Genomic DNA, 19,501 nt, shown 5'->3' on the forward strand with positions numbered 1-19,501 from the left:
GAGTGTTAGAATCAAATCCGAAGGCGGGTGATTCAGAATGATACACGTAGAAAAGTCGATCGGCGAGCGCATCGTCGCAGCCCGACGCGCAGTTGGGATGACGCAGCGCGACCTTGCAGCGGTGAGTGGACTGTCTCAACCAACGATCCAAAGAGTTGAGACAGGAGCAAAGGAACCATCCACCCTTCAGCTCTCCGCTCTAGCCTTCGGGTGCGGTGTCTCACCAGAATCTCTTCGAGGTTCAGATTCCGCCCGAGCGAATGCATTGGTCGCAGGACGAACTGACGATGCTGGTTCCGAGGACTTAGCCAACTACCTCCTCTTCGCATTGGAGATGGCATGCTACCTCGACGAGCTAGGAGTTCCCGAACAGCCATGAGCAACGAGTCAATTGGAAAGCGTGCAGCAGAGCGCTGTCGAGACGAGTGGAACCTTGGGTTAGCACCAGTCAATAACCTCCCCAAGCTCATCGAAGAGAACACCGGGGTCGGGGTCGCACTCATTCGAAGCAAAGCACCCGGCCACGGTATGACCATGCGTCTATCCCGACACACCATCATGGCTGCTGCATGCACAGAACACCCGATGAGGCTTCGGTCGACTCTTGCCCACGAGCTCGGGCACCTCCGGCTGGGCAGCGTGAATCGACGGCTCGATGAGGGGAATTGGAACGATCGTCGGGCAGAGGAAATTCAGGCAGATGTTTTTGCCCGTCATTTCCTCCTTCCTTTGGGTGCGTTGCAAGGCACATCGTTGTCTTCGGATCTCGGGAACCATGTGTCGTACCTTGTCCAAACCTTTGGGGTGTCACCTGCAATCGCGGCAATTCAGCTAAAGGAGGCTGGACTCATCGACGATGCTGCGTGTGACCTATTCAGGCAGCGAACGACCAAATCGATGGCGTTGCAATACGGGTGGCTGTCCGAATACCAAACAATTGTCGTTGGTTCGTCCACCCCTCGTGCACCTCAAATGCTCATGGCTCGAGCAACAGAGGCGTACAGGTGGCACCAGCTGAGCTATCCAGCTCTCGCACGTTTACAAAGCGAAGAAAACGCATCACGCTTTGCCGAACTACTTTCACAGCAAGGCATCGCACCTATTGTTGACGACGAAGCTCCTGCTCGCCCAGTACCCAAGGATGGAGGCCTTACCGCTGAGGAACTCCACATTCTCATGAATGGATAGTCCGCGTGCACATTCTGGATACTGGCCCGATCTTTAAGTTTCTTGCAACCGATTCTGTTCCACAACTGATCGCGGCACTGGGTAACCATGCAATCCATGTACCGGAAGCAGTCGAGTACGAAATCAAGGACACTCCAACACGCAGGCCACAGTTCGCGAGGGCTGCCGAGCTCTGGCCACGCCTACCCGACCGCTTTAAGGTCTCCCTCTCAGACACGCCAACCGACGAGTTACGGCAACTCTGTCAGTCCATTCTGCATATTGGCTTCGACGAAATGTATAAGCAGACTCGTGACCGTGGAGAAAATATGGCCATTCTGCATGCCGTTGCACTAGCCCGAAAAGGTGAGCACGTCATCGTGGTGTGCGACGAAGAGGTAGGCACCGCAAAAATTCGTCGAGAGTCAAACGCATTAAAAATGCAGCAGACGTTTGGCCACCACATCCCTGGTGGCCGAATCCAGCATGCGGACACCATCACCTTGCTGCGCTGGGCTATCGAAGCTAATGCCTTCGACTCCCACGAAGCGTTTTTGAAGAAGTACCAGGCCATGACGAGCCTTGATGAAGCACTTCCAAAAGATGTGAAGACGACCGGACTAACCGGCCGTCCACCATGGCCACTTCTCAACTAGATTTCACAGCCAACCAACCTGGCTTGATCGGAATGTGTCCGATGATTGAAGCGACCTGGGGACTGTGCTCCCCAGGTCGCTTTGTTTTTCGTGCCGCCTTGTTATCTATGTCGCCAGCGGTGCGTTCCCGATTAGGCGTCGGGGGTGAGGTTGCGGCGACGGCGTCGTCGTGAAGCAGCTGGCTCCCATGCCACGATCGCGGTGGAACGTGGCACGTGCACCAACTCGCCGCCACGACGGGAACCGTTGCGCAACTTCTGACGCAACTCTTCGTTGTGACCGCGCTGGGCATCCAACTCGTCCTGCAGTTCCTCGATCTGCGCGGAGAGCTCAATGATCGTCTTGATGCCCGCCAGGTTCACGCCTTCCTCCTGGGAGAGGTACTGGATGCGGCGCAGCATCGAGATGTCGCGGCTGGAGTAGCGGCGACCGCCCCCCTTGGTACGCATCGGGGTGACCAGGCCGAGCCTGTCGTAGGTGCGCAGGGTCTGGGCGTGCATGCCGGTGAGCTCGGCGGCGACAGAGATGACGAAGTATTCCTTCTCTTCTGCCATGGTTACACCTCCTTTCGCCGTCTAGCGCTCGGACCAGCCGGCGCGCGGGTCAAAGCCGGAATCCTTCTCGGCCTGGGCGTACGCGCGCAGCGCACTGGTTGCGGACGGGTCCAGGTCCTTCGGTACCTTCACCTCGACGGTGACTAACAGGTCGCCGGCGTTGCCGGAACGCTTCGGGATACCGCGGCCACGCACGCGCAGGGTGCGACCATTCGGGGTACCTGCGGGAACCTTGACCTTCACTGGGTTGTCCAGGGTCGGCACCGCGATGGTGGCGCCGAGGGCGACTTCTGCAAACGAGACGGGGACCGTGACTTCGAGGTCGTCGCCGGAGCGGGTAAAGGTGTCGTCGCTACGCACATGCACAGTGACAAACAGGTCGCCTGCGGGAGTGCCATTGGGACCTGCCTCGCCTTGACCGGCGAGGCGCACCTTCTGACCATCGATGACGCCTGCGGGGATGCGGACCGTGATCGAACGGGTACGTCGGACGGTACCGGTGCCGTTGCATGTGGTGCACGGATCCTCGATGACTTCACCGGTGCCGTGGCAGTTCGTGCAGGGACGAGCCATGCCGAACGCGCCGGAGTTCTCCCGGATGTAGCCGGAGCCGGAGCAGACCTCACACGTGTGCGTCTTGCCGGACTTCGAACCGGAGCCGTGGCAGGTGGTGCACGGTGCGTCGCCGGTGAGCTCGACGGGGAACGTCGTGCCCTTGGCTGCTTCGCGGAAGTCGAGGGTTATTTCCGTTTCGACGTCGGCCCCCCGCGACGGCCGAGCGTTCCTGCCAGCACCGCCGCGGCCGCCAAAGAAGCCACCGAAGATATCACCAAGGCCGCTGTCTCCAGCTTGTCCACCAGCGGCTGATCCGAAGATGTCCGAGAGGTCGAATTCCGTTTCCGTGCCGCGAAACCCGCCCGGAAAACCGGACGCTCCTCCCCGCCCGAACCGGCCAAAGCCGCCCGAGCCGATCATGGACTTCAACTGGTCGTATTCTTTGCGCTTCTGCTCGTCGCCAATAACGTCGTACGCTTCCGCGACCCGCTTGAACTTCTCCTCGGCCTTCTTGTTGCCGGGGTTCGAATCCGGGTGGTTTTCGCGTGCGAGCTTGCGGTACGCCTTCTTAATATCGGCCTGGCTTGCCGACGACGACACACCTAAGTCGCCGTAATAATCCTTGTCGGCCCATTCCTGTTGCATAGCCATCTCGCACCCTCCTTTCGCTGTAAATCGGTGTGGAGTTGTTGTCTTCTAAATTTCGTTCACTAAATAATCTAAGTAAAAAGGCCGGGGATCAGGCCGCTTCTTGTTTGCGTGTACCCATTCCCCGGCCCTGCCACCAAGTTGTTGTTACTCGGTGGTATCGGCACTTTCGGCCGGATCGGCGATGATCACCATGGCGTTTCGCACCAAGCGGTCACCCACCGTGTAGCCCTTGCGCAGCACCGTTCCCAGAACCTTTTCATCGCCCTGGGACAGATCCTGCACGGCCTCGTGGACCTCCGGGTTGAACTCGTCACCCTCAGCACCGAACTCCTTCACTCCCTGGCCGGCGACGATGGAACGGAACTTATCCGCGAAGGCCTTCAGCGGGCCTTCTTCCAGGTCGCCGTGCTGCTGGGCGAGATCGAGATCGTCGAGAAGCGGCAGCAGCTCGGTGGCAAACTTTGCCTTCGCGGTGGTGGCAATCTCGCCACGCTCACGCTCGGTGCGACGGCGGTAGTTGGCGTATTCGGCGCTGACGCGCTGCAGGGACTCGGTGCGCTCTGCGAGCTGCAACTCGATGTCGCTGACCGCGCCGTCACCATCGACGTCCGGGTCTACCTCGCCGTCGGCGATCTGCGCTGCATCTTCCAAGTCTTTCAACTCAGCTTCCGCGGCAACGAGGGGATCCTCGTCCGTGGACAGTGCCTCGGACTCAGCCGCCTCGTCGGCCAGGGCTTCCGCCTGATCTGGGGAGACGTACTGTTCGTCCGTCGCCTCCGGATTACCCGGGTTGTCGGGCATCTGCTCGTTGTTCGGGTTCGTCATCAGACGTCGCCTCCTTACACGTACTGGGTTGGATTACTTGTTGTCGGCGTCGGTGTCGTCGTCCTCGACAACCTCGGCGTCCACAACGTTGTCGTCGCCAGCATCAGCCTGGGTAGCACCCTCGTTGGCCTGAGCCTCGTAGAGCGCGGTGCCCATTGCCTGGGACTCGGTGGTCAGCTTCTCCACTGCAGACTTGATGGCATCCAGGTCCTCGCCCTTGAGGGCCTCGTCGACAGCATCGGCAGCCTCGGTGACGCGGGTCTTGATGTCCTCGGAAAGCTTCTCGCCGTTCTCGTCCATGAACTTGCGGGTCTGGTACGCCATGGTCTCCGCGTTGTTGCGGGTCTCCTGCTCCTCGCGACGCTTCTTGTCCTCGTCAGCGTGAGCCTCGGCGTCCTTGATCATGCGATCGATCTCTTCATCAGACAGACCAGAGCCGTCCTGGATCTTGATCGTGTTCTCCTTGCCGGTGGCCTTATCCTTCGCGGACACGGACACGATGCCGTTGGCGTCGATGTCGAAAGTGACCTCGATCTGCGGAACACCACGCGGTGCCGGAGCGATACCTGCCAGTTCGAAGGAGCCGAGTAGCTTGTTCGCGGAAGCGATCTCGCGCTCACCCTGGAAGACCTGGATCTGCACGGACGGCTGGTTGTCCTCGGCCGTGGTGAAGGTCTCCGAACGCTTCGTCGGGATGGTGGTGTTGCGCTCGATGAGCTTGGTCATCACACCACCCTTGGTCTCAATACCGAGGGACAGCGGGGTGACGTCGAGCAGCAGCACGTCCTTGACATCGCCGCGCAGGACACCAGCCTGCAGAGCAGCACCCAGAGCCACAACCTCGTCCGGGTTCACGGACTTGTTCGGCTCCTTGCCAGTGAGCTCCTTGACCAGTTCGGTCACAGCCGGCATACGGGTCGAGCCACCAACCAGAACAACGTGGTCAATATCGCCGACAGACATGCCAGCATCCTTGATCACCTGGTTGAACGGAGTCTTGGTGCGGTCCAGCAGGTCAGAGGTGATCTTCTGGAACTCGGTGCGGGTCAGGGTCTCGTCGAGGAACAGCGGGTTCTTCTCAGAGTCAACCGTGATGTACGGCAGGTTGATAGAAGCCTGCTGTGCAGACGAGAGCTCAATCTTGGCCTTTTCCGCAGCCTCACGCAGACGCTGCATAGCCATCTTGTCCTTGGACAGGTCAACGCCGTTCTGGGACTTGAACTTGTCCACGAGCCACTCGACTACGCGGTTATCCCAGTCGTCGCCGCCGAGCTCGTTGTCACCAGCGGTAGCCAGTACCTCAACAACGCCATCGCCGATCTCCAGCAGGGACACGTCGAAGGTGCCGCCACCGAGGTCGAAGACCAGGATGGTCTCTTCCTTCTCGGCCTTATCCAGGCCGTAAGCCAGTGCCGCAGCGGTCGGCTCGTTCACGATACGCAGGACGTTCAGGCCTGCGATCTGGCCAGCCTCCTTGGTGGCCTGACGCTGAGCGTCCTCGAAGTAAGCCGGAACGGTAATAACAGCCTCAGTGACCTCATCACCCAGGTAAGCCTCCGCGTCGCGCTTCAGCTTCTGCAGCGTACGAGCGGAAATCTCCTGCGGGGTGTACTTCTTGCCATCGATATCTACGGTCCAGTCCTCGCCCATGTGACGCTTAACGGAGCGGATCGTGCGATCGACGTTGGTCACCGCCTGGTTCTTTGCAGACTGACCAACAAGCACCTCACCGTTCTTCGCAAAAGCTACAACCGACGGGGTGGTGCGGGAACCCTCAGCGTTAGCGATAACTACCGGCTCGCCGCCCTCAAGGACGGAAACAACCGAGTTCGTGGTGCCAAGGTCAATACCAACTGCGCGTGCCATAAAAGTAATTCCTCCTGTTGAAATGTGGTTTATCAGTAAGTTGATGCGCTCCGGCTCAACTTGACGGCCACCACTATAACACCGGTGGACACATCCTTGAGCCTGTTGCACTCAATCTATGTAACGGCACTGTACCCAAAGTTGTTCCCACTCGACGCAACTTTATTTGTTTCCGCAGGTAGAAGCACGCAAAAACACCCTCACCGACCGGGAACATAAGTGGGCGGTGAGGGTGTCGTCGCTAAGCAAATGCTCTTAGAACAGGCCGGTTTCCTTCTCAGAGTAGGACCAGAGGAGGTTCTTGGTCTGCTGGTAGTGGTCGAGCATCATCAGGTGGGTTTCGCGGCCGATGCCGGACTTCTTGTAACCACCGAACGCCGCGTGAGCCGGGTAGGAGTGATACTGGTTCACCCATACACGACCCGCTTGGATCGCGCGACCGGCCTTGTAGGCGGTGGTGCCGGAGCGCGCCCAGACACCGGCGCCGAGGCCGTAGATGGTGTCGTTGGCAATGCGGATGGCCTCGTCAAAGTCCTTGAACGTGGTCACGGACATCACCGGGCCGAAGATCTCCTCCTGGAAGATACGCATGTCGTTGGTGCCCTTGAACACGGTCGGCTCGATGTACATGCCGTTTTCCAGGCCCTCAATCTTGTTCACGCCGCCGCCGGTGAGCACCTCAGCGCCTTCCTGGGGCCCAAGCTCGAGGTAGGACTTAATCTTGTCCATCTGCTCGGTGGAGGCCTGCGCACCCATCATCGTTTCGGTGTCCAGCGGGTTGCCGGTCTTGATCTGCTTGACGCGCTGCACACCCAGCTCAAGGAACTCGTCCGCAATGGACTCATGCACCAGCGCACGGGACGGACAGGTGCAGACCTCCCCCTGGTTCAGAGCGAACATTGCGAAGCCCTCGATGGCCTTCTTCTTAAAGTCATCATCCTTGGCAAAGATGTCCTCGAAGAACAGTGCCGGGGACTTGCCACCAAGCTCGAGGGTGACCGGGATGATCTTGTCGGCCGCGGCCTTGTTAATGATCTTGCCCACCTCAGTCGAGCCGGTGAACGCAATCTTGGCAATGCGGTCAGAACCAGACAGTGCCGCGCCGGCCTCGTCGCCCATACCGTTGACAATGTTTAGCACACCCGCCGGAATGAGGTCGCCGATCAGATCCATCAGATACAGGATCGACGCCGGGGTCTGCTCCGCCGGCTTGAGCACGATCGCGTTACCTGCAGCCAGCGCCGGAGCAAGCTTCCAGGCCGCCATGAGCAGCGGGAAGTTCCACGGAATGATCTGGCCAACAACGCCGAGCGGCTCGTGGAAGTGGTAGGCGACGGTGTCGTCGTCAATCTGGCTCAGACGACCTTCCTGTGCACGCAGCGCGCCTGCGTAGTAACGGAAGTGGTCAATCGCCAGCGGAATATCGGCAGCGAGCGTCTCACGCACAGCCTTGCCGTTCTCCCAGGTTTCCGCGACGGCGAGCTCCTCAAGGTGCTCCTCCATGCGGTCCGCGATCTTCAGCAGGACGCCGGAACGCTCCTGCGGGGAGGTCTTCCCCCACGCGGGTGCGGCCTTGTGTGCGGCGTCGAGCGCCAGGTTGATGTCGGCTTCCTTACCGCGTGCAACCTCGCAGAACACCTCGCCGGTGACCGGGGTGATGTTCTCGAAGTACTCGCCATCTACCGGCGGAACCCAGTCGCCGCCGATGTAGTTGTCGTAGCGCTTACGGAACTTGACGTTCGAGCCCTCGGTACCAGGGTTGGGATACACTGTCATCGTTGTGGCCTTTCTCGGTCGTGGAATGAATTGTGGGCCACACTACACCCAAATCCCTTTATGGTCTAGGACAACTTCCCCTTGCGCGCACTTTTCGACGACCCCACGCTCCTTCCCCTTATGCATAACCACACATCTCTGACACAATGACCACGTGAGTGAACGTAAAAAACCAAAATATGTGGGAGCTCTGGACACGGCTGTAGACCCGATCCAAACGCTGCCCACACCGGCCGACGCCGCCCAGGACCTCTCCCGCGAGCCGGTCGACCGCGGCGAGATCATCGCCTCCGACGGCCGCACCGCCGCCGCCTGGGCACTGCGCTTCATCATCGTTGTCGCAGCCACGGCTATCCTGCTCTACCTGCTCAAATGGGTCTGGATGGGCCTTCTGCCGATTCTTCTGGCACTGATCGTGTCCACCGTCCTGTGGCCACCGGTGCGCTGGATGCGCGACCACAAAATCCCCGCATCCCTGGCCACGTTCATCACCCTGATCGGATTCTTCGGCATCATCGGCGGCATCTTCGTCGCCATGGCGCCAACCGTGAAAAGCCAAGGCAGCGAGCTCGCACGACAGGCCGAGCAGGGCGTGAACCAGATCGTCGATTGGCTGAAAGAGCGCGACCTCGAAGTCCTCGAGCCGGAGCAGATCCAGCAGACCGTCGATCAGGTCACCGCCTTTGCCAAGGGCCAGGCCTCCAACATCGCGTCGGGAGTGTTCTCGGGCCTGGGCGCGATTGCGTCGGTAGGCACCACGCTCGCACTGACCCTGGTGCTCACCTTCTTCTTCCTCAAAGACGGCGACCGCTTCCTGCCATGGGTGCGCAAGTACACCGGCGTGCGCGCTGGTTGGCACCTCACCGAAGTGTGCAGCCGCTCCTGGAACACCCTGTCTGGATTCATCCGCACCCAGGCCATCGTGTCCGGTGTTGACGCCATCTTCATCGGTCTCGGCCTACTGTTCCTCGGCGTGCCACTGTGGCCGGTGCTCGCGGTGATCACGTTCTTCGCCGGCTTCATCCCGATCGTCGGTGCGATTTCTGCAGGCGCTCTGGCGGTGATCATCGCGTTGGTGTCCAACGGGTTCATGAACGCCGTGTTCGCGCTCATCCTCATCATCGCCGTGCAGCAGCTGGAGAGCAACGTTCTCTCGCCGATCCTGCAGTCCCAGGCGATGGGCTTACACGCCGCCGTGGTCCTGCTCGCCGTCGCTGTCGGCGGTACCCTGTTCGGCATCGTCGGCGCGTTCCTCGCGGTTCCGGTTGCCGCTGTCGCCGCCGTGTGGCTGCGTTACTGGGCTGAAATGGTCTCGCTGCGCTCCGGCGAGATCACCGCCGACGAGATAGCCATGGCCACCCAACAAACTCAGACCATGGATTCCAAGGAATCCTTCCTCGCCGTGCGCGACCACATGATGCGCCTGGCCAAACGCGAGAAGGAGCCCGTGAAAGAGGGGCTTGGCTCCACGCGCGTCCCGCTTGACGACGACACCCCGTCCGACATCGACACCAACCCACCCGGTCGCCTCCCCGGCGTGAACGACGAAGACTAGGTACGGTGGTGTGCCGCAATTGGTTATCGACGAAAGGAAATACCAATGGCCGATCTGAATAACAAGACCATCGCAATCCTCGCGACCGACGGCTTTGAAGATTCCGAACTGACCTCCCCGAAGGAGGCCGTCGAACAAGCCGGCGCAACCACCAAGGTCGTCTCCACCGAAACCGGTGAGATCGAGGGCAAGAAGGGCGCCAAGGTCGCCGTCGACGTCACCACCGCCGATGCCAAGGCTGCCGACTACGACGCCCTCATCCTCCCGGGCGGCACCCTCAACGCGGATGCCATCCGCGTTGATTCTGACGCCGTCGCCCTGGTCAAGGCGTTCAAGGACGCAGGCAAGCCGATCGGCGTGATCTGCCACGGAGGCTGGATCATGACGGATGCCGACATCTTGAAGGACGTGAAGATCACCTCCGTTGCCAACGTCAAGACCGACCTGGTCAACGCAGGTGCCGAGTGGGTCGACGAGGAAGTTGTCATCGACTCCGGCGTCATCTCGTCGCGCACCCCGGACGACCTGCCGGCCTTCAACGCCGCACTCGTCGAGGAGTTTGCAAAGTAACTCGCGAACAGTCAAGCCCGCTGGTTTTCGCCAGCGGGCTTTTTCCATGCCCGCACCGCGCCTCGCTCTTCCCAAAAGCCTGATCGTCTAGCTCGTTGCGAGTCCTGCTAGACGATCATCCTGCTGATGAAAATCATCCCCAACATCACCTGGCAAGACGCGGGGGTGATGTGAGATCGTCTAGCTCCCGCCCTGGCCGAGCTAGACGATCAGCCCGGAAGGGCCCCACGGGATCGCGAGAAGCGTTACTTCACATGCTCACGCAGCGCCTGCTCGAGTTCGACGCGGGCGCGCTCAAGGGCTGCTTCCCAAACGGCGGAAGCGCCTTCGTCGGCGGAGTCCGAAACCTGCTTAAGCAGGGTCAACGGAACGTTGAAGGTGGAGCATACGGCGGCAAGTGCGTAGCCCTCCATGTCGACGAGTTGGCATTCCTTAGCGAGCTCGTCGCGAAGATCGGAGCGGTTCACAAACGCATCACCGGTGGCCAGCTTGGCTTTCGGCAGGTCGGTGAGGGGCTCGAAGGAGAACCAGCGTGGGTAGACGAAGTCGGTGATGTCGGAGGTGCCGCCAACCTTGAAGTCGTGCTTGACGGCGCCGGAAATCTCGTAGACGCCGGGGGCGAGGTCCACAAGCGCGCCTGCCGTGCCGACGTTGATCACGCGCGACGGCAGTGGGCCTTCGGAGAGGCGGCGGGTCAAGGCGATTGCGGCGGGCAGGGTGCCGATGCCGGTGATGAGTACTTCGTGGTCGCCCCCGGACATGATGTCGGCGGCTTCCTCTTTCATGGCTGCGACGATGAGCAAATCAGACATGGTTGCTTATCGTAGGCGGGCAGGCTGTGGCTCCACCACTGTTGCGCCTTCGCGCTCGGATGCGGCACGGGAGTTGGCGCGGGCGCGTTGGATGCCTCGCCAGGAAAGGGCGGCTCCGGCGGCGATGATGAGGGCGCGGACGACCCAGAGCCCGCTGGTCATGCCAGCAAACGACAGGACGACGGGCAGGTTCAGCAGCACGATCAGGGTGCCGACAACGCCGCCGAGCGCGATGGGGTTCATGCGACTGACCATCCAGGCTCCGATGGGTGCGGCGATGACACCACCGATAAGCAAGGCCAACACGCCAGCGAGATTTGCGACGAGGTCGCGCCACATCCCGACCGCGAACCCGAGTGTTGCGGCGAGGGTGACCAGGAACTCGGCGGTGTTGACGGTGCCGACGATCCGGCGCGGCTCGGCACGGCCTGCGGTAAGCAGCGTGGAGGTGGTGACGGGCCCCCAGCCTCCGCCGCCGGTGGCGTCGATAAACCCGCCGAAGAGTCCGAGACCTGCAAGGAAGCCGCGCGAGTGAGGCTTCGTGGCGAGTTTGCGTTGGGTGAGCCCTCGGGCGAAGCGCAGCATGAGGTTCAGGCCGATCAGTGCGAGGATCAGCGACATCACCGGGCGCGCCGCGTCGGTGGAGAGTCGCACGAGCACGGTTGCGCCGATAAACGCCCCGATGGCGCCGGGGATGCCGATTGCGCAGGCGGTGCGCCAGTCCACGTTGCCGAAACGCGTGTGGGCTACGCCGGAGGCGAGTGTGGTGCCCAGTTCCGCGGTGTGGACAACGGCGGAGCCAGCGGCCGGAGTGATACCGGCGAGCGCGATGAGCATGGTGGAAGAGGTGGCGCCGAAGCCCATGCCGAGGCCGCCGTCGACAAGTTGCGCGGCGAACCCGGCGACTGCGATGAGCAGCAGTGTTTCGAGTTTGTACATGTCAGGCGCCTTTCTCGGCGGCGCGGTATCGGTTGGCGACGATCCGCGCGAGGTCTGTGGTCAGCGGCCCGGATGCCGGCAGGTGGTCTGGGATCCGGTCGAGCAGGGTTCCGTGGGTGACAAACAGTGGGAGCACATGCGTATCTGTGAAGCGCCGCTGACCACGCGTCGCCGACACCACTGCCGTTTCCACCCCGGCACGCTTGGCCACTTCGGCGGCGAGGCGGTCGTAGTTGGCGGCTTGTTCAGGGTTGGAGGTGCCGACTGGGAAAAGGGTTGCGTGGGTGGCGGTGGGGTCGTCGATACGCAAGCGGCGCGCAAGGACATCGGCGATGTCGCTGCCGGTACCGAGCGGCTCAGCAAGCACGAGGTCGCAGTGCTGGCGGGCTTCGGCGAGGTGGCGCGGCACGTCGACTTTGGCGTGGAATGCGCGGGTGAACAGCAGCGGAACCACAATCGCGCGCGACGAGGATAAGGAGGCGGCCGCCTCGGCGAGGGTGGGTGTGTCGAACTCCAGGTGGGCGTCGGCCCACTCCACACCGAGTTGCGTAGCCGCGGCTTGGGTGAGCGCGCGGATGCCTTCCTTGGCGCGGGGGTGCCGCGAGCCGTGAGAAAGGGTGATCAGCGCAGTCATGGTTGTTACCGCAGGCGCTTTCCGACGAGCCCAGCCGCCAACGTGTTCCCACTTGCCTGATCGACGAGCAGGAAGTTGCCCACCGCACCGCGGGCTGCGTACTGCTCGACGGGCAGTTCGTCGGCGGTTTGGATGGTCACGTGCGCGATGTCGTTGAGTGCGACTGCCTCGGCTGCGGTGTTGTCGCCTTCGGCGCCGTCGATGTCCAGGACGCGCTCGACGCTGGCCACGCGGGCGCGGACGAACGCAGTGCCGATGCGCAGCTTCACAGCTTGGCCTGCGCGCAGGTCCTTTTCGTTGAGGCCGACGACGGTGGCATCGAACTCCCGTGTGTCTTCTGGCCGAGTGTGCGCGGCCAGCAGGTCACCGCGGGTCAGGTCGATGTCGTCGGTCAGCCGCAGCGCTACGGAGTCGCCGGCATGGGCGGTGTCCACGGGGCCGTCGGCGGTGTCGATGCCGGCAACGGTGGTGGTGCGGCCGTAGGGGGCGAGGATCTCGTCGCCAACCGTGATCGATCCGGCGTTGACGCGGCCAGCGTAGGCACGGTAGTCGGAGGCGTGTTCGCGCAACACGACCTGGATGTTGAAACGGAAGTCCAGGTCATCGGCGCGGCCGCGCTGCACCGGGATGCTCTCCAGCAGCTCGAGCACCGTCGGGCCGGTGTACCAAGGCGTCGCGTCGCTGCGCTCCGCGACGTTGTCGCCGCGCAGCGCGGAAATCGGCACGACGTGCGGCTCCTCGATGCCGAGTTCGCCGGCCTTGGCGTCGAATTCGGCCTTGATCTCGTCGAAACGCTGCTGCGAATAATCAACGAGGTCGATCTTGTTCACCGCCAGGATCACGGTGCGTACGCCGAGCAGTTTGGCCACGGTGAGGTGGCGGATGGTTTGTTCGACGACGCCGTTGCGGGCGTCGACAAGCAGTACCACCACTTGGGACGTGGACATGCCGGTCACGGTGTTGCGCGTGTACTGCACGTGGCCAGGCGTGTCGGCGAGGATGAACGTGCGCTTGTCGGTGGCGAAGTAGCGGTAGGCCACGTCGATAGTGATGCCCTGCTCACGCTCGGCGCGCAGGCCGTCGACCAGCAGCGACAGGTCGAGGCCCTCGAAACCGCGGTCGGCGGAGGTGCGCTCCACGGAGGCGAGTTGGTCGGCGAGCACCGACTTGGTGTCATGCAGGAGGCGGCCGACGAAGGTGGACTTGCCGTCGTCGACAGAACCGGCGGTGCACAAGCGCAGCGTCTCGCGGGCGGACAGCGCGGCGGTGGCAGTTTCGGCAGCGCCGGTTTCAGGGGCGTTTTCGGAGGTAGTAGCGGGGGCGATGGTTGGGGCGGTCATCAGAAGTAGCCTTCCTTCTTGCGGTCTTCCATGGCGGATTCGCTCAGGCGGTCGTCGGCACGAGTTGCGCCGCGTTCGGTCAGAGTGGAGTTGGCGATCTCGACGAGGACCTCGTCGATCGTTTCTGCGTCGGAGTCGACGGCGCCGGTGCAGGACATGTCGCCGACGGTGCGGTAGCGCACCCGGCGCGTTTGAAGCTGTTCGCCGTCGCGGGGGCCTCCCCATTCGCCGGGGGTGAGCCACATGCCGTCGCGGCCGAACACTTCGCGGTCGTGGGCGTAGTAAATGGATGGCAGTTCGATGCCACGCGCGCCGATGTACTCCCACACGTCGGCTTCGGTCCAGTTGGAGATTGGGAACACGCGGACGTTTTCGCCGGGCAGGGTCGCGCCGTTGTAGAGGTCCCACAGTTCGGGGCGTTGGCGGCGCGGGTCCCAGCCGCCGAAGGAGTCGCGGACGGAGAAGACGCGTTCTTTGGCGCGGGCACGTTCTTCGTCGCGACGCGCCCCGCCCAGCACGGCGTTGTATCCGACCTCGGCGATGGTTTCCACCAGCGGCACGGTCTGCAGCGGGTTACGGGTGCCGTCGGGGTGTTCTTGCAGGTCACCGCGGTCGATCCAATCCTGCACATGCGCGACTCGCAGACGGAGCCCATGCTTATCGACGACACCATCCCGGAACTCAATCACCTCCGGGAAGTTATGCCCCGTATCCACGTGCAGCAGCTCAATCGGCGGCTTCGCCGGGTAAAACGCGCGGCGCGCCAGCTCCAGCACCACGCAGGAATCCTTCCCGCCCGAAAACAGCAGGCCAACCTTGTCGAACTGCCCCGCCACCTCACGGATGATGTGGATCGACTCGTTTTCTAAATCCTTCAGGTGCGGCGATAGCTGCGTTGCCGTTGCCGTTGCTTGCGTCATTGTGTTGCTCCTTGTTGTCCGGTTGTTGCGCTTCTCGGCTATTCGTGCAGACCGCACTCTGTCTTGGTGGCAAACGCCCACCGTCCGGCGCGTGGGTCCTCCCCTTCCGCCACGGGCAGGGTGCAGGTGGCACAGCCGATGGAGGGATAACCCTTCCGGGTCAGCGGGTGGATGATCAGGTCGTTGTCGCGCTCGAAGGCGGCGGTGTCCTCCAAGGACCAGGTGACCAGCGGGGAGATCTTCAACCGGCCGGTCGCATCGAGGCTGAGCGCGGGCGCGTCGGCACGGGTGGGCCCGTCGGCGCGGCGCAGCCCGGTGATCCAGCCGGCGTACGGGCTCATATGCACCGCCAGCGGCTCGACCTTGCGCATGCGGCAGCACGCACCCGGGGCGCGCAGGTACAGGTTCGGCCCATACGTCTCGTCCTGCTGCGCGCGGGTCAGTTGCGCCTTCGCCCGCACCAAGCGGTGCGAGGGGTAGCGCGCCTCCACCTGGTCGGCCACCTCCAGGGTTTCCGGGAAGTGGTACTCGGTGTCCAGGAACAGAAAGTCCGCGCCGGGAAGGTGGCGCTCGGCCAGTTCGGCGAGCACCGTGTTTTCCATAGACAGGGTCACGACGAGTGGGCCCGGCGCGTACTCGTTCGCCCACTGAAGAATCTCGGAGGCGGGGGCGTTGTGGAGTTTTGCGGCCCAGTCGTCGACAAGCAATGCGTTTTGCTGCGCCACCCTGTGTGGCAGCGGCGATGTCCGCCTCGGCCCCTTTGGGCTGACCTCGGGGTCGCGGAAGTTGCTGGGCTGGTTGAGCAGGTTGATCATTGGTTGCCTTTCAATGCGCCGGTGTGGCCGTGGCGTGCGAGCGAGGCCTGCAGCGCTTCTTCCGTGGATGGCGCCTTCGACGGCGCGCCTTGCGGGTCGTCCTGGCCGTGGAACTTCACCTCGAATACGCGGAGGCACTCGCAGCACTTCCACGCGAATTCGGTCTGTTCGTTCGGCCACAGGTCCTCGCCGCCGCAGTACGGGCAGAAAGTGGGAAAGTTGCGGTTCGGGTTTGGTTCGCGGCGAAAGCTCATCGCAGGTCCTCCTCATCGGCGCGCGCGACCCAGTCACGGAATGTCTCAGCGCCCTCACGCTTATCGACGAAGCGCTGCACCACCCGGGCCACATACTCCGTCAACTCACTGGACAACACCTTGTGACCACGCAGTTTCCGGCCAAAGTTCGCGCCCTCGCCGATCGTGCCGCCAAGGTGCACCTGGAAGCCCTCGACCTTCTCGCCGTGGCCGTTGTCCACCATCTGGCCCTTCAAACCGATGTCGGAGACCTGGTGGCGGGCGCAGGCGTTCGGGCAACCGTTGAGCGAAATGGTGATCGGCGAGTCCAGGTCCCCGAAGCGCTCCTCCAACTCATCGGCGAGTTCGATGGCGCGGGACTTGGTGGTCACGTGCGCCAACTTGCAGTACTCCAGGCCAGTGCACGACAGCAGGCCGCGGCGGAATTCGGAGGGCTTGGAGTACAGGCCCATCTCCTCCAGGTCCGCCTGGAGGTCTTCCACGGCACCCGGCTCGACCCCAAGCAGCAACACCTCCTTGAACGGGGTGAAGCGCAGATCCGTCACGCCGTACTTCTCCGCCAGGTCAGCCAGGGCGATGAGTTGCTCGCCCGACATGTGGCCAAGCGTCGGCTTCACACCGATGTACAGGTTGCCGTCCTTCTGCTCGTGCACGCCGATGTGGTCGCGGTCTACCAGGTTGTTCGGGGCGTGCGGGCCGTCCGGCAGCTTGTATCCCAGGTAGTCCTCTTCGAGGATCTCGCGGAACTTCTCCACACCCCACTCCGCAACCAGGAACTTCAGACGGGCACGGTTGCGCAGGCGACGGTAGCCGTAGTCGCGGAAGATGCGCACAACGTTCGCCCACACGTCCGGGACCTGCTCGAGGGTGACAAAGGCGCCGAGGGATTGTGCCAGCATCGGGTTCGTCGACAAGCCTCCGCCCACGTAGCACTCGAAGCCGGGGCCGAGTTCAGGGTGCTCGACGCCGATGAATGCGAGATCGTTGATCTCGTGGACCACATCTTGGCGTGCGTTGCCGGAGATCGCGGACTTGAACTTGCGCGGCAGGTTTTGGAACTCCTCTGCGGTAACGATCTCCTGGATCTGCCGAATCGCGGGCGTGGCGTCGATGATCTCATCCTTGGCAATGCCGGCCACCGGCGAGCCTAGGATCACGCGCGGCACATCCCCGCAGGCATCCCAGGTGTTCAGGCCGTTCGCCTCCAGCTTCTCCCAGATCGCCGGGACGTCCTCGATGCGCACCCAGTGGAACTGGATGTTCTGCCGATCCGTCAGGTCCACCGTGGAGCGGGCGTAATCGCGGGACAACTCCCCGACGGCGCGGGCTTGCGCGGTGGAGCAGATGCCTCCGTCGAAACGGATGCGCATCATGAAGTACTTGTCCTCAAGCACCTTGTTGTCCTCGCCGGTGAACTCGCCACCCAGGTTCTGTTTGCGCTGGGTGTACAGGCCAAGCCACTTGAAGCGCGGGTACAGGTCCTCGCGATCGATCGAGTCGAAGCCGCCCTTGGAATAGGTATCGATCACACGCTGCTTCACGTCGAGGACCGGGGACGCCTGCTTGATTTCTTCATCGTGGTTGAGCGGCGCGGTGCCGTCGATAAGCCATTGCCCCTGCGGCTTCTTTGCGCGCGGTTTCGCGGTTTTCGTTGGTGCGGTCACGGGCCCTCCAAAAAGTAGACCGGTCGGTTCGGCGATGCTGTTCATTTCGGTGTTGATGGGCAAGCATGCCGTACCGGCCTGTCTAGCACAACCAAAACGCCGAAACTGCCGGTTAAGCGCGTGAATGTAATAGGTTGACCGCGTCCATCAAGGCCTGTTTTACTTGTCCCGCGAAACACGAATGTAAATCGCTGACACTTTAAGACCGATCTGTCTATGCGCTATAGTGTCGGTCATCGAAAAAATTCCCCTTTTGCGAAAGGACCATCACCTATGAGCTTGCGCGTCGCCGTCATCGGCGCCGGCCCCGCCGGCATTTACGCCTCTGACCTGCTCATCCGCAACGAAGAGCACGACATCCACGTCGACCTTTTCGAGCAGATGCCCGCCCCGTTCGGCCTCATCCGCTACGGTGTTGCGCCCGACCACCCGCGCATCAAGGGCATTGTGAAATCCCTGCACAACGTGCTGGACAAAGACAAGCTGCGCCTCATCGCCAACGTGACCGTCGGCCGCGACATCACCATCGATGAGCTGCGCGACTACTACGACGCCGTCGTCCTCTCCACCGGCGCTGTACGCGACCGTGAACTGCTCATCCCGGGCGGCGATAAGTCCATCGGCGCTGGCGAGTTCGTCGGTTTCTACGACGGCAACCCGCGCTTCGAGCGCGATTGGAACCTCGAGGCCAAGGAAGTCGCCGTTATCGGCGTGGGCAACGTGGCCCTGGATATCTCCCGCGTGCTGGCCAAGACCGCCGACGAGCTCGCCGTCACCGAGATCCCGGACAACGTCTACGAGTCCCTGAAGAAGAACCAGGCCGAGACGGTCCACATGTTCGGCCGCCGCGGCCCCGCCCAGGCGAAGTTCACCCCGAAGGAACTGCGCGAACTCGACGAGTCCGACACCATCCAGGTGCTCGTCGACCCGGAGGACATCGACTACGACCAGCTCTCCGAAGAGGTCCGTCGCGCCGACAAATCCATCGACCTCAACTGCCAAGTGCTTGAGCAGTACGCCATGCGCGAGCCGGACGACTCCCCGCACAAGATCTACATCCACTTCTTCCAGGAACCGGTCGAGGTGCTTACCGACGACGCCGGCAACATCACCGGCCTGCGCACCGAGCGCCAGGAACTCGACGGCAAGGGTGGCATCCGTGGCACCGGCAAGTTCACCGACTGGCCGGTCCAGCAGGTCTACCACGCCGTTGGCTACCGCTCCGAGCCGGTCGAGGGCGTCCCGTTCGACCTTGAGCGCCATGTCATCCCGAACGACGGCGGCCGCGTCCTGGTCACCGCCGAAGAGGGTGCCACACCGGAGGAGAAGCTCTACGTCACCGGCTGGATCAAGCGCGGCCCGGTCGGCCTGATCGGCAACACCAAGTCGGACGCGAAGGAAACCACCGACATGCTCATCGCCGACGCCGACGCCGGCAAGCTCGCCGCACCGACCCACACCGGCAAGGACGAGATCCTCGACCTGCTTCGCGAGCGCGGCATCGACTACGCCACCTGGGCCGGCTGGTACAAGCTCGACGAGGCCGAGCGCGCCCTCGGCGCCGCCGACGCGACCTTCCCGCGTGAGCGCAAGAAGATCGTCGAGTGGGAAGACATGCTGGGTCACTCCCGCGCCGGCGAGTAACGCCGGCGCCCCGGCGCTCCGGCGCCCCCGTGGCGTGCGCCAGAAGCGCGCCTCGTCATGTACACCGAATCGACACGTCCACGCGACGTGTCGATTTTTTGTTGCAAAACCGACATGACGCACCCCGCGCACCGTAGCGGCCCCCACAGCCCAAAAGGCGATATCGTCTTTTGCACCGACCGGCGAGACGCGACCTGGGGTTTTGCAACAGCGCACCCTGTAAAAGGCGATATCGTCTTTTGGGCAGTCGCGGTGCCACAGCAGCACGGCAGGTCACAGCAGCGCAGCAGCACGCCACAGCAGC

General features: G+C 62.6%; 20 protein-coding genes. 7 read left to right on the forward strand and 13 right to left on the reverse strand.

Annotated features, from left to right (window positions below; translation table 11 throughout):
- The first annotated feature begins 37 nt into the window (after positions 1-37).
- The 3 genes from HMPREF3145_RS11555 to HMPREF3145_RS10970 are packed head-to-tail and all read left to right on the forward strand — an operon-like array spanning position 38 to position 1,823.
- Positions 38-379 carry a helix-turn-helix domain-containing protein gene (locus HMPREF3145_RS11555; RefSeq protein ID WP_083279541.1) on the forward strand — a complete coding sequence of 114 codons (342 nt, stop codon included), beginning with the start codon at positions 38-40 and terminating at the stop codon, positions 377-379.
- Positions 376-1,188, forward strand: a complete 813-nt coding sequence (locus HMPREF3145_RS10965; protein ID WP_070423275.1) for an ImmA/IrrE family metallo-endopeptidase — start codon at positions 376-378, stop codon at positions 1,186-1,188. The genes HMPREF3145_RS11555 and HMPREF3145_RS10965 overlap by 4 nt, the downstream gene beginning before the upstream one ends.
- 5 nt (positions 1,189-1,193) lie before the next feature.
- Complete coding sequence (locus HMPREF3145_RS10970) at positions 1,194-1,823, forward strand: PIN domain-containing protein (RefSeq protein ID WP_070423276.1); 630 nt, start codon at positions 1,194-1,196, stop codon at positions 1,821-1,823.
- A gap of 131 nt (positions 1,824-1,954) precedes the next feature.
- Here the strand turns inward: HMPREF3145_RS10970 and HMPREF3145_RS10975 are convergent, their stop codons facing one another.
- The 5 genes from HMPREF3145_RS10975 to HMPREF3145_RS10995 all read right to left on the reverse strand — a co-directional run bounded on the left by HMPREF3145_RS10975 (position 1,955) and on the right by HMPREF3145_RS10995 (position 8,050).
- On the reverse strand, positions 1,955-2,377 hold the full coding sequence (locus HMPREF3145_RS10975) for a heat shock protein transcriptional repressor HspR (RefSeq protein ID WP_070423277.1): 423 nt from the start codon (positions 2,375-2,377) through the stop codon (positions 1,955-1,957).
- 21 nt (positions 2,378-2,398) lie between these two features.
- Positions 2,399-3,583 carry a molecular chaperone DnaJ gene (gene dnaJ, locus HMPREF3145_RS10980; protein WP_070423278.1) on the reverse strand — a complete coding sequence of 395 codons (1,185 nt, stop codon included), beginning with the start codon at positions 3,581-3,583 and terminating at the stop codon, positions 2,399-2,401.
- A gap of 144 nt (positions 3,584-3,727) precedes the next feature.
- Positions 3,728-4,408, reverse strand: a complete 681-nt coding sequence (gene grpE, locus HMPREF3145_RS10985; protein ID WP_070423279.1) for a nucleotide exchange factor GrpE — start codon at positions 4,406-4,408, stop codon at positions 3,728-3,730.
- A gap of 33 nt (positions 4,409-4,441) precedes the next feature.
- Positions 4,442-6,274: a molecular chaperone DnaK gene (gene dnaK / locus HMPREF3145_RS10990; RefSeq protein WP_070423280.1), complete on the reverse strand. Its 1,833-nt coding sequence runs from the start codon at positions 6,272-6,274 to the stop codon at positions 4,442-4,444.
- 255 nt (positions 6,275-6,529) lie between these two features.
- Positions 6,530-8,050 (reverse strand): acetaldehyde dehydrogenase ExaC, encoded by a 1,521-nt coding sequence (locus HMPREF3145_RS10995; RefSeq protein ID WP_070423281.1) that lies wholly within the window; start codon positions 8,048-8,050, stop codon positions 6,530-6,532.
- Between the two features lie 154 nt (positions 8,051-8,204).
- Here HMPREF3145_RS10995 and HMPREF3145_RS11000 point away from each other — a divergent pair, with 154 nt between their 5' ends.
- Positions 8,205-9,605: an AI-2E family transporter gene (locus HMPREF3145_RS11000; protein WP_141740875.1), complete on the forward strand. Its 1,401-nt coding sequence runs from the start codon at positions 8,205-8,207 to the stop codon at positions 9,603-9,605.
- Between the two features lie 45 nt (positions 9,606-9,650).
- The gene (locus HMPREF3145_RS11005) at positions 9,651-10,175 is read left to right on the forward strand and encodes a type 1 glutamine amidotransferase domain-containing protein (protein ID WP_070423283.1); all 525 of its coding nucleotides are present in this window, start codon (positions 9,651-9,653) and stop codon (positions 10,173-10,175) included.
- A gap of 245 nt (positions 10,176-10,420) precedes the next feature.
- Here HMPREF3145_RS11005 and HMPREF3145_RS11010 read toward each other — a convergent pair whose 3' ends face one another.
- Genes HMPREF3145_RS11010 through HMPREF3145_RS11045 form a run of 8 tightly spaced genes read right to left on the reverse strand, consistent with a single transcriptional unit; the run spans position 10,421 to position 17,598 of the window.
- The gene (locus HMPREF3145_RS11010) at positions 10,421-10,987 is read right to left on the reverse strand and encodes a nucleosidase (protein WP_070423284.1); all 567 of its coding nucleotides are present in this window, start codon (positions 10,985-10,987) and stop codon (positions 10,421-10,423) included.
- A 6-nt stretch (positions 10,988-10,993) separates the two neighbouring features.
- The gene (locus HMPREF3145_RS11015; protein WP_070423285.1) at positions 10,994-11,926 is read right to left on the reverse strand and encodes a sulfite exporter TauE/SafE family protein; all 933 of its coding nucleotides are present in this window, start codon (positions 11,924-11,926) and stop codon (positions 10,994-10,996) included.
- Position 11,927: 1 nt separating this feature from the next.
- Positions 11,928-12,560, reverse strand: coding sequence for a sirohydrochlorin chelatase (locus HMPREF3145_RS11020; protein WP_070423286.1), 633 nt, complete (start codon positions 12,558-12,560; stop codon positions 11,928-11,930).
- 5 nt (positions 12,561-12,565) lie between these two features.
- Positions 12,566-13,900 carry a sulfate adenylyltransferase subunit 1 gene (locus HMPREF3145_RS11025; protein ID WP_083279543.1) on the reverse strand — a complete coding sequence of 445 codons (1,335 nt, stop codon included), beginning with the start codon at positions 13,898-13,900 and terminating at the stop codon, positions 12,566-12,568.
- Entirely contained in the window at positions 13,900-14,820 is a 921-nt protein-coding gene (cysD, locus tag HMPREF3145_RS11030) for a sulfate adenylyltransferase subunit CysD (RefSeq protein WP_070423287.1), read from the reverse strand. The genes HMPREF3145_RS11025 and cysD overlap by 1 nt, the downstream gene beginning before the upstream one ends.
- A gap of 38 nt (positions 14,821-14,858) precedes the next feature.
- On the reverse strand, positions 14,859-15,635 hold the full coding sequence (locus HMPREF3145_RS11035) for a phosphoadenylyl-sulfate reductase (RefSeq protein WP_070423288.1): 777 nt from the start codon (positions 15,633-15,635) through the stop codon (positions 14,859-14,861).
- Positions 15,632-15,889: a hypothetical protein gene (locus HMPREF3145_RS11040; RefSeq protein WP_070423289.1), complete on the reverse strand. Its 258-nt coding sequence runs from the start codon at positions 15,887-15,889 to the stop codon at positions 15,632-15,634. The genes HMPREF3145_RS11035 and HMPREF3145_RS11040 overlap by 4 nt, the downstream gene beginning before the upstream one ends.
- Positions 15,886-17,598, reverse strand: coding sequence for a nitrite/sulfite reductase (locus HMPREF3145_RS11045; protein ID WP_070423345.1), 1,713 nt, complete (start codon positions 17,596-17,598; stop codon positions 15,886-15,888). Before HMPREF3145_RS11045 ends, HMPREF3145_RS11040 begins: the two co-directional genes overlap by 4 nt.
- 228 nt (positions 17,599-17,826) lie before the next feature.
- Here HMPREF3145_RS11045 and HMPREF3145_RS11050 point away from each other — a divergent pair, with 228 nt between their 5' ends.
- The gene (locus tag HMPREF3145_RS11050) at positions 17,827-19,197 is read left to right on the forward strand and encodes an FAD-dependent oxidoreductase (RefSeq protein WP_070423290.1); all 1,371 of its coding nucleotides are present in this window, start codon (positions 17,827-17,829) and stop codon (positions 19,195-19,197) included.
- Between the two features lie 57 nt (positions 19,198-19,254).
- Positions 19,255-19,501, forward strand: a 247-nt coding sequence (locus HMPREF3145_RS11955; protein ID WP_210384195.1) for a hypothetical protein, incomplete at its 3' end; no start/stop codon positions are given.

It is taken from the genome of Corynebacterium sp. HMSC05C01 (assembly GCF_001807155.1).
Classification (GTDB): Bacteria; Actinomycetota; Actinomycetes; order Mycobacteriales; family Mycobacteriaceae; genus Corynebacterium; species Corynebacterium coyleae.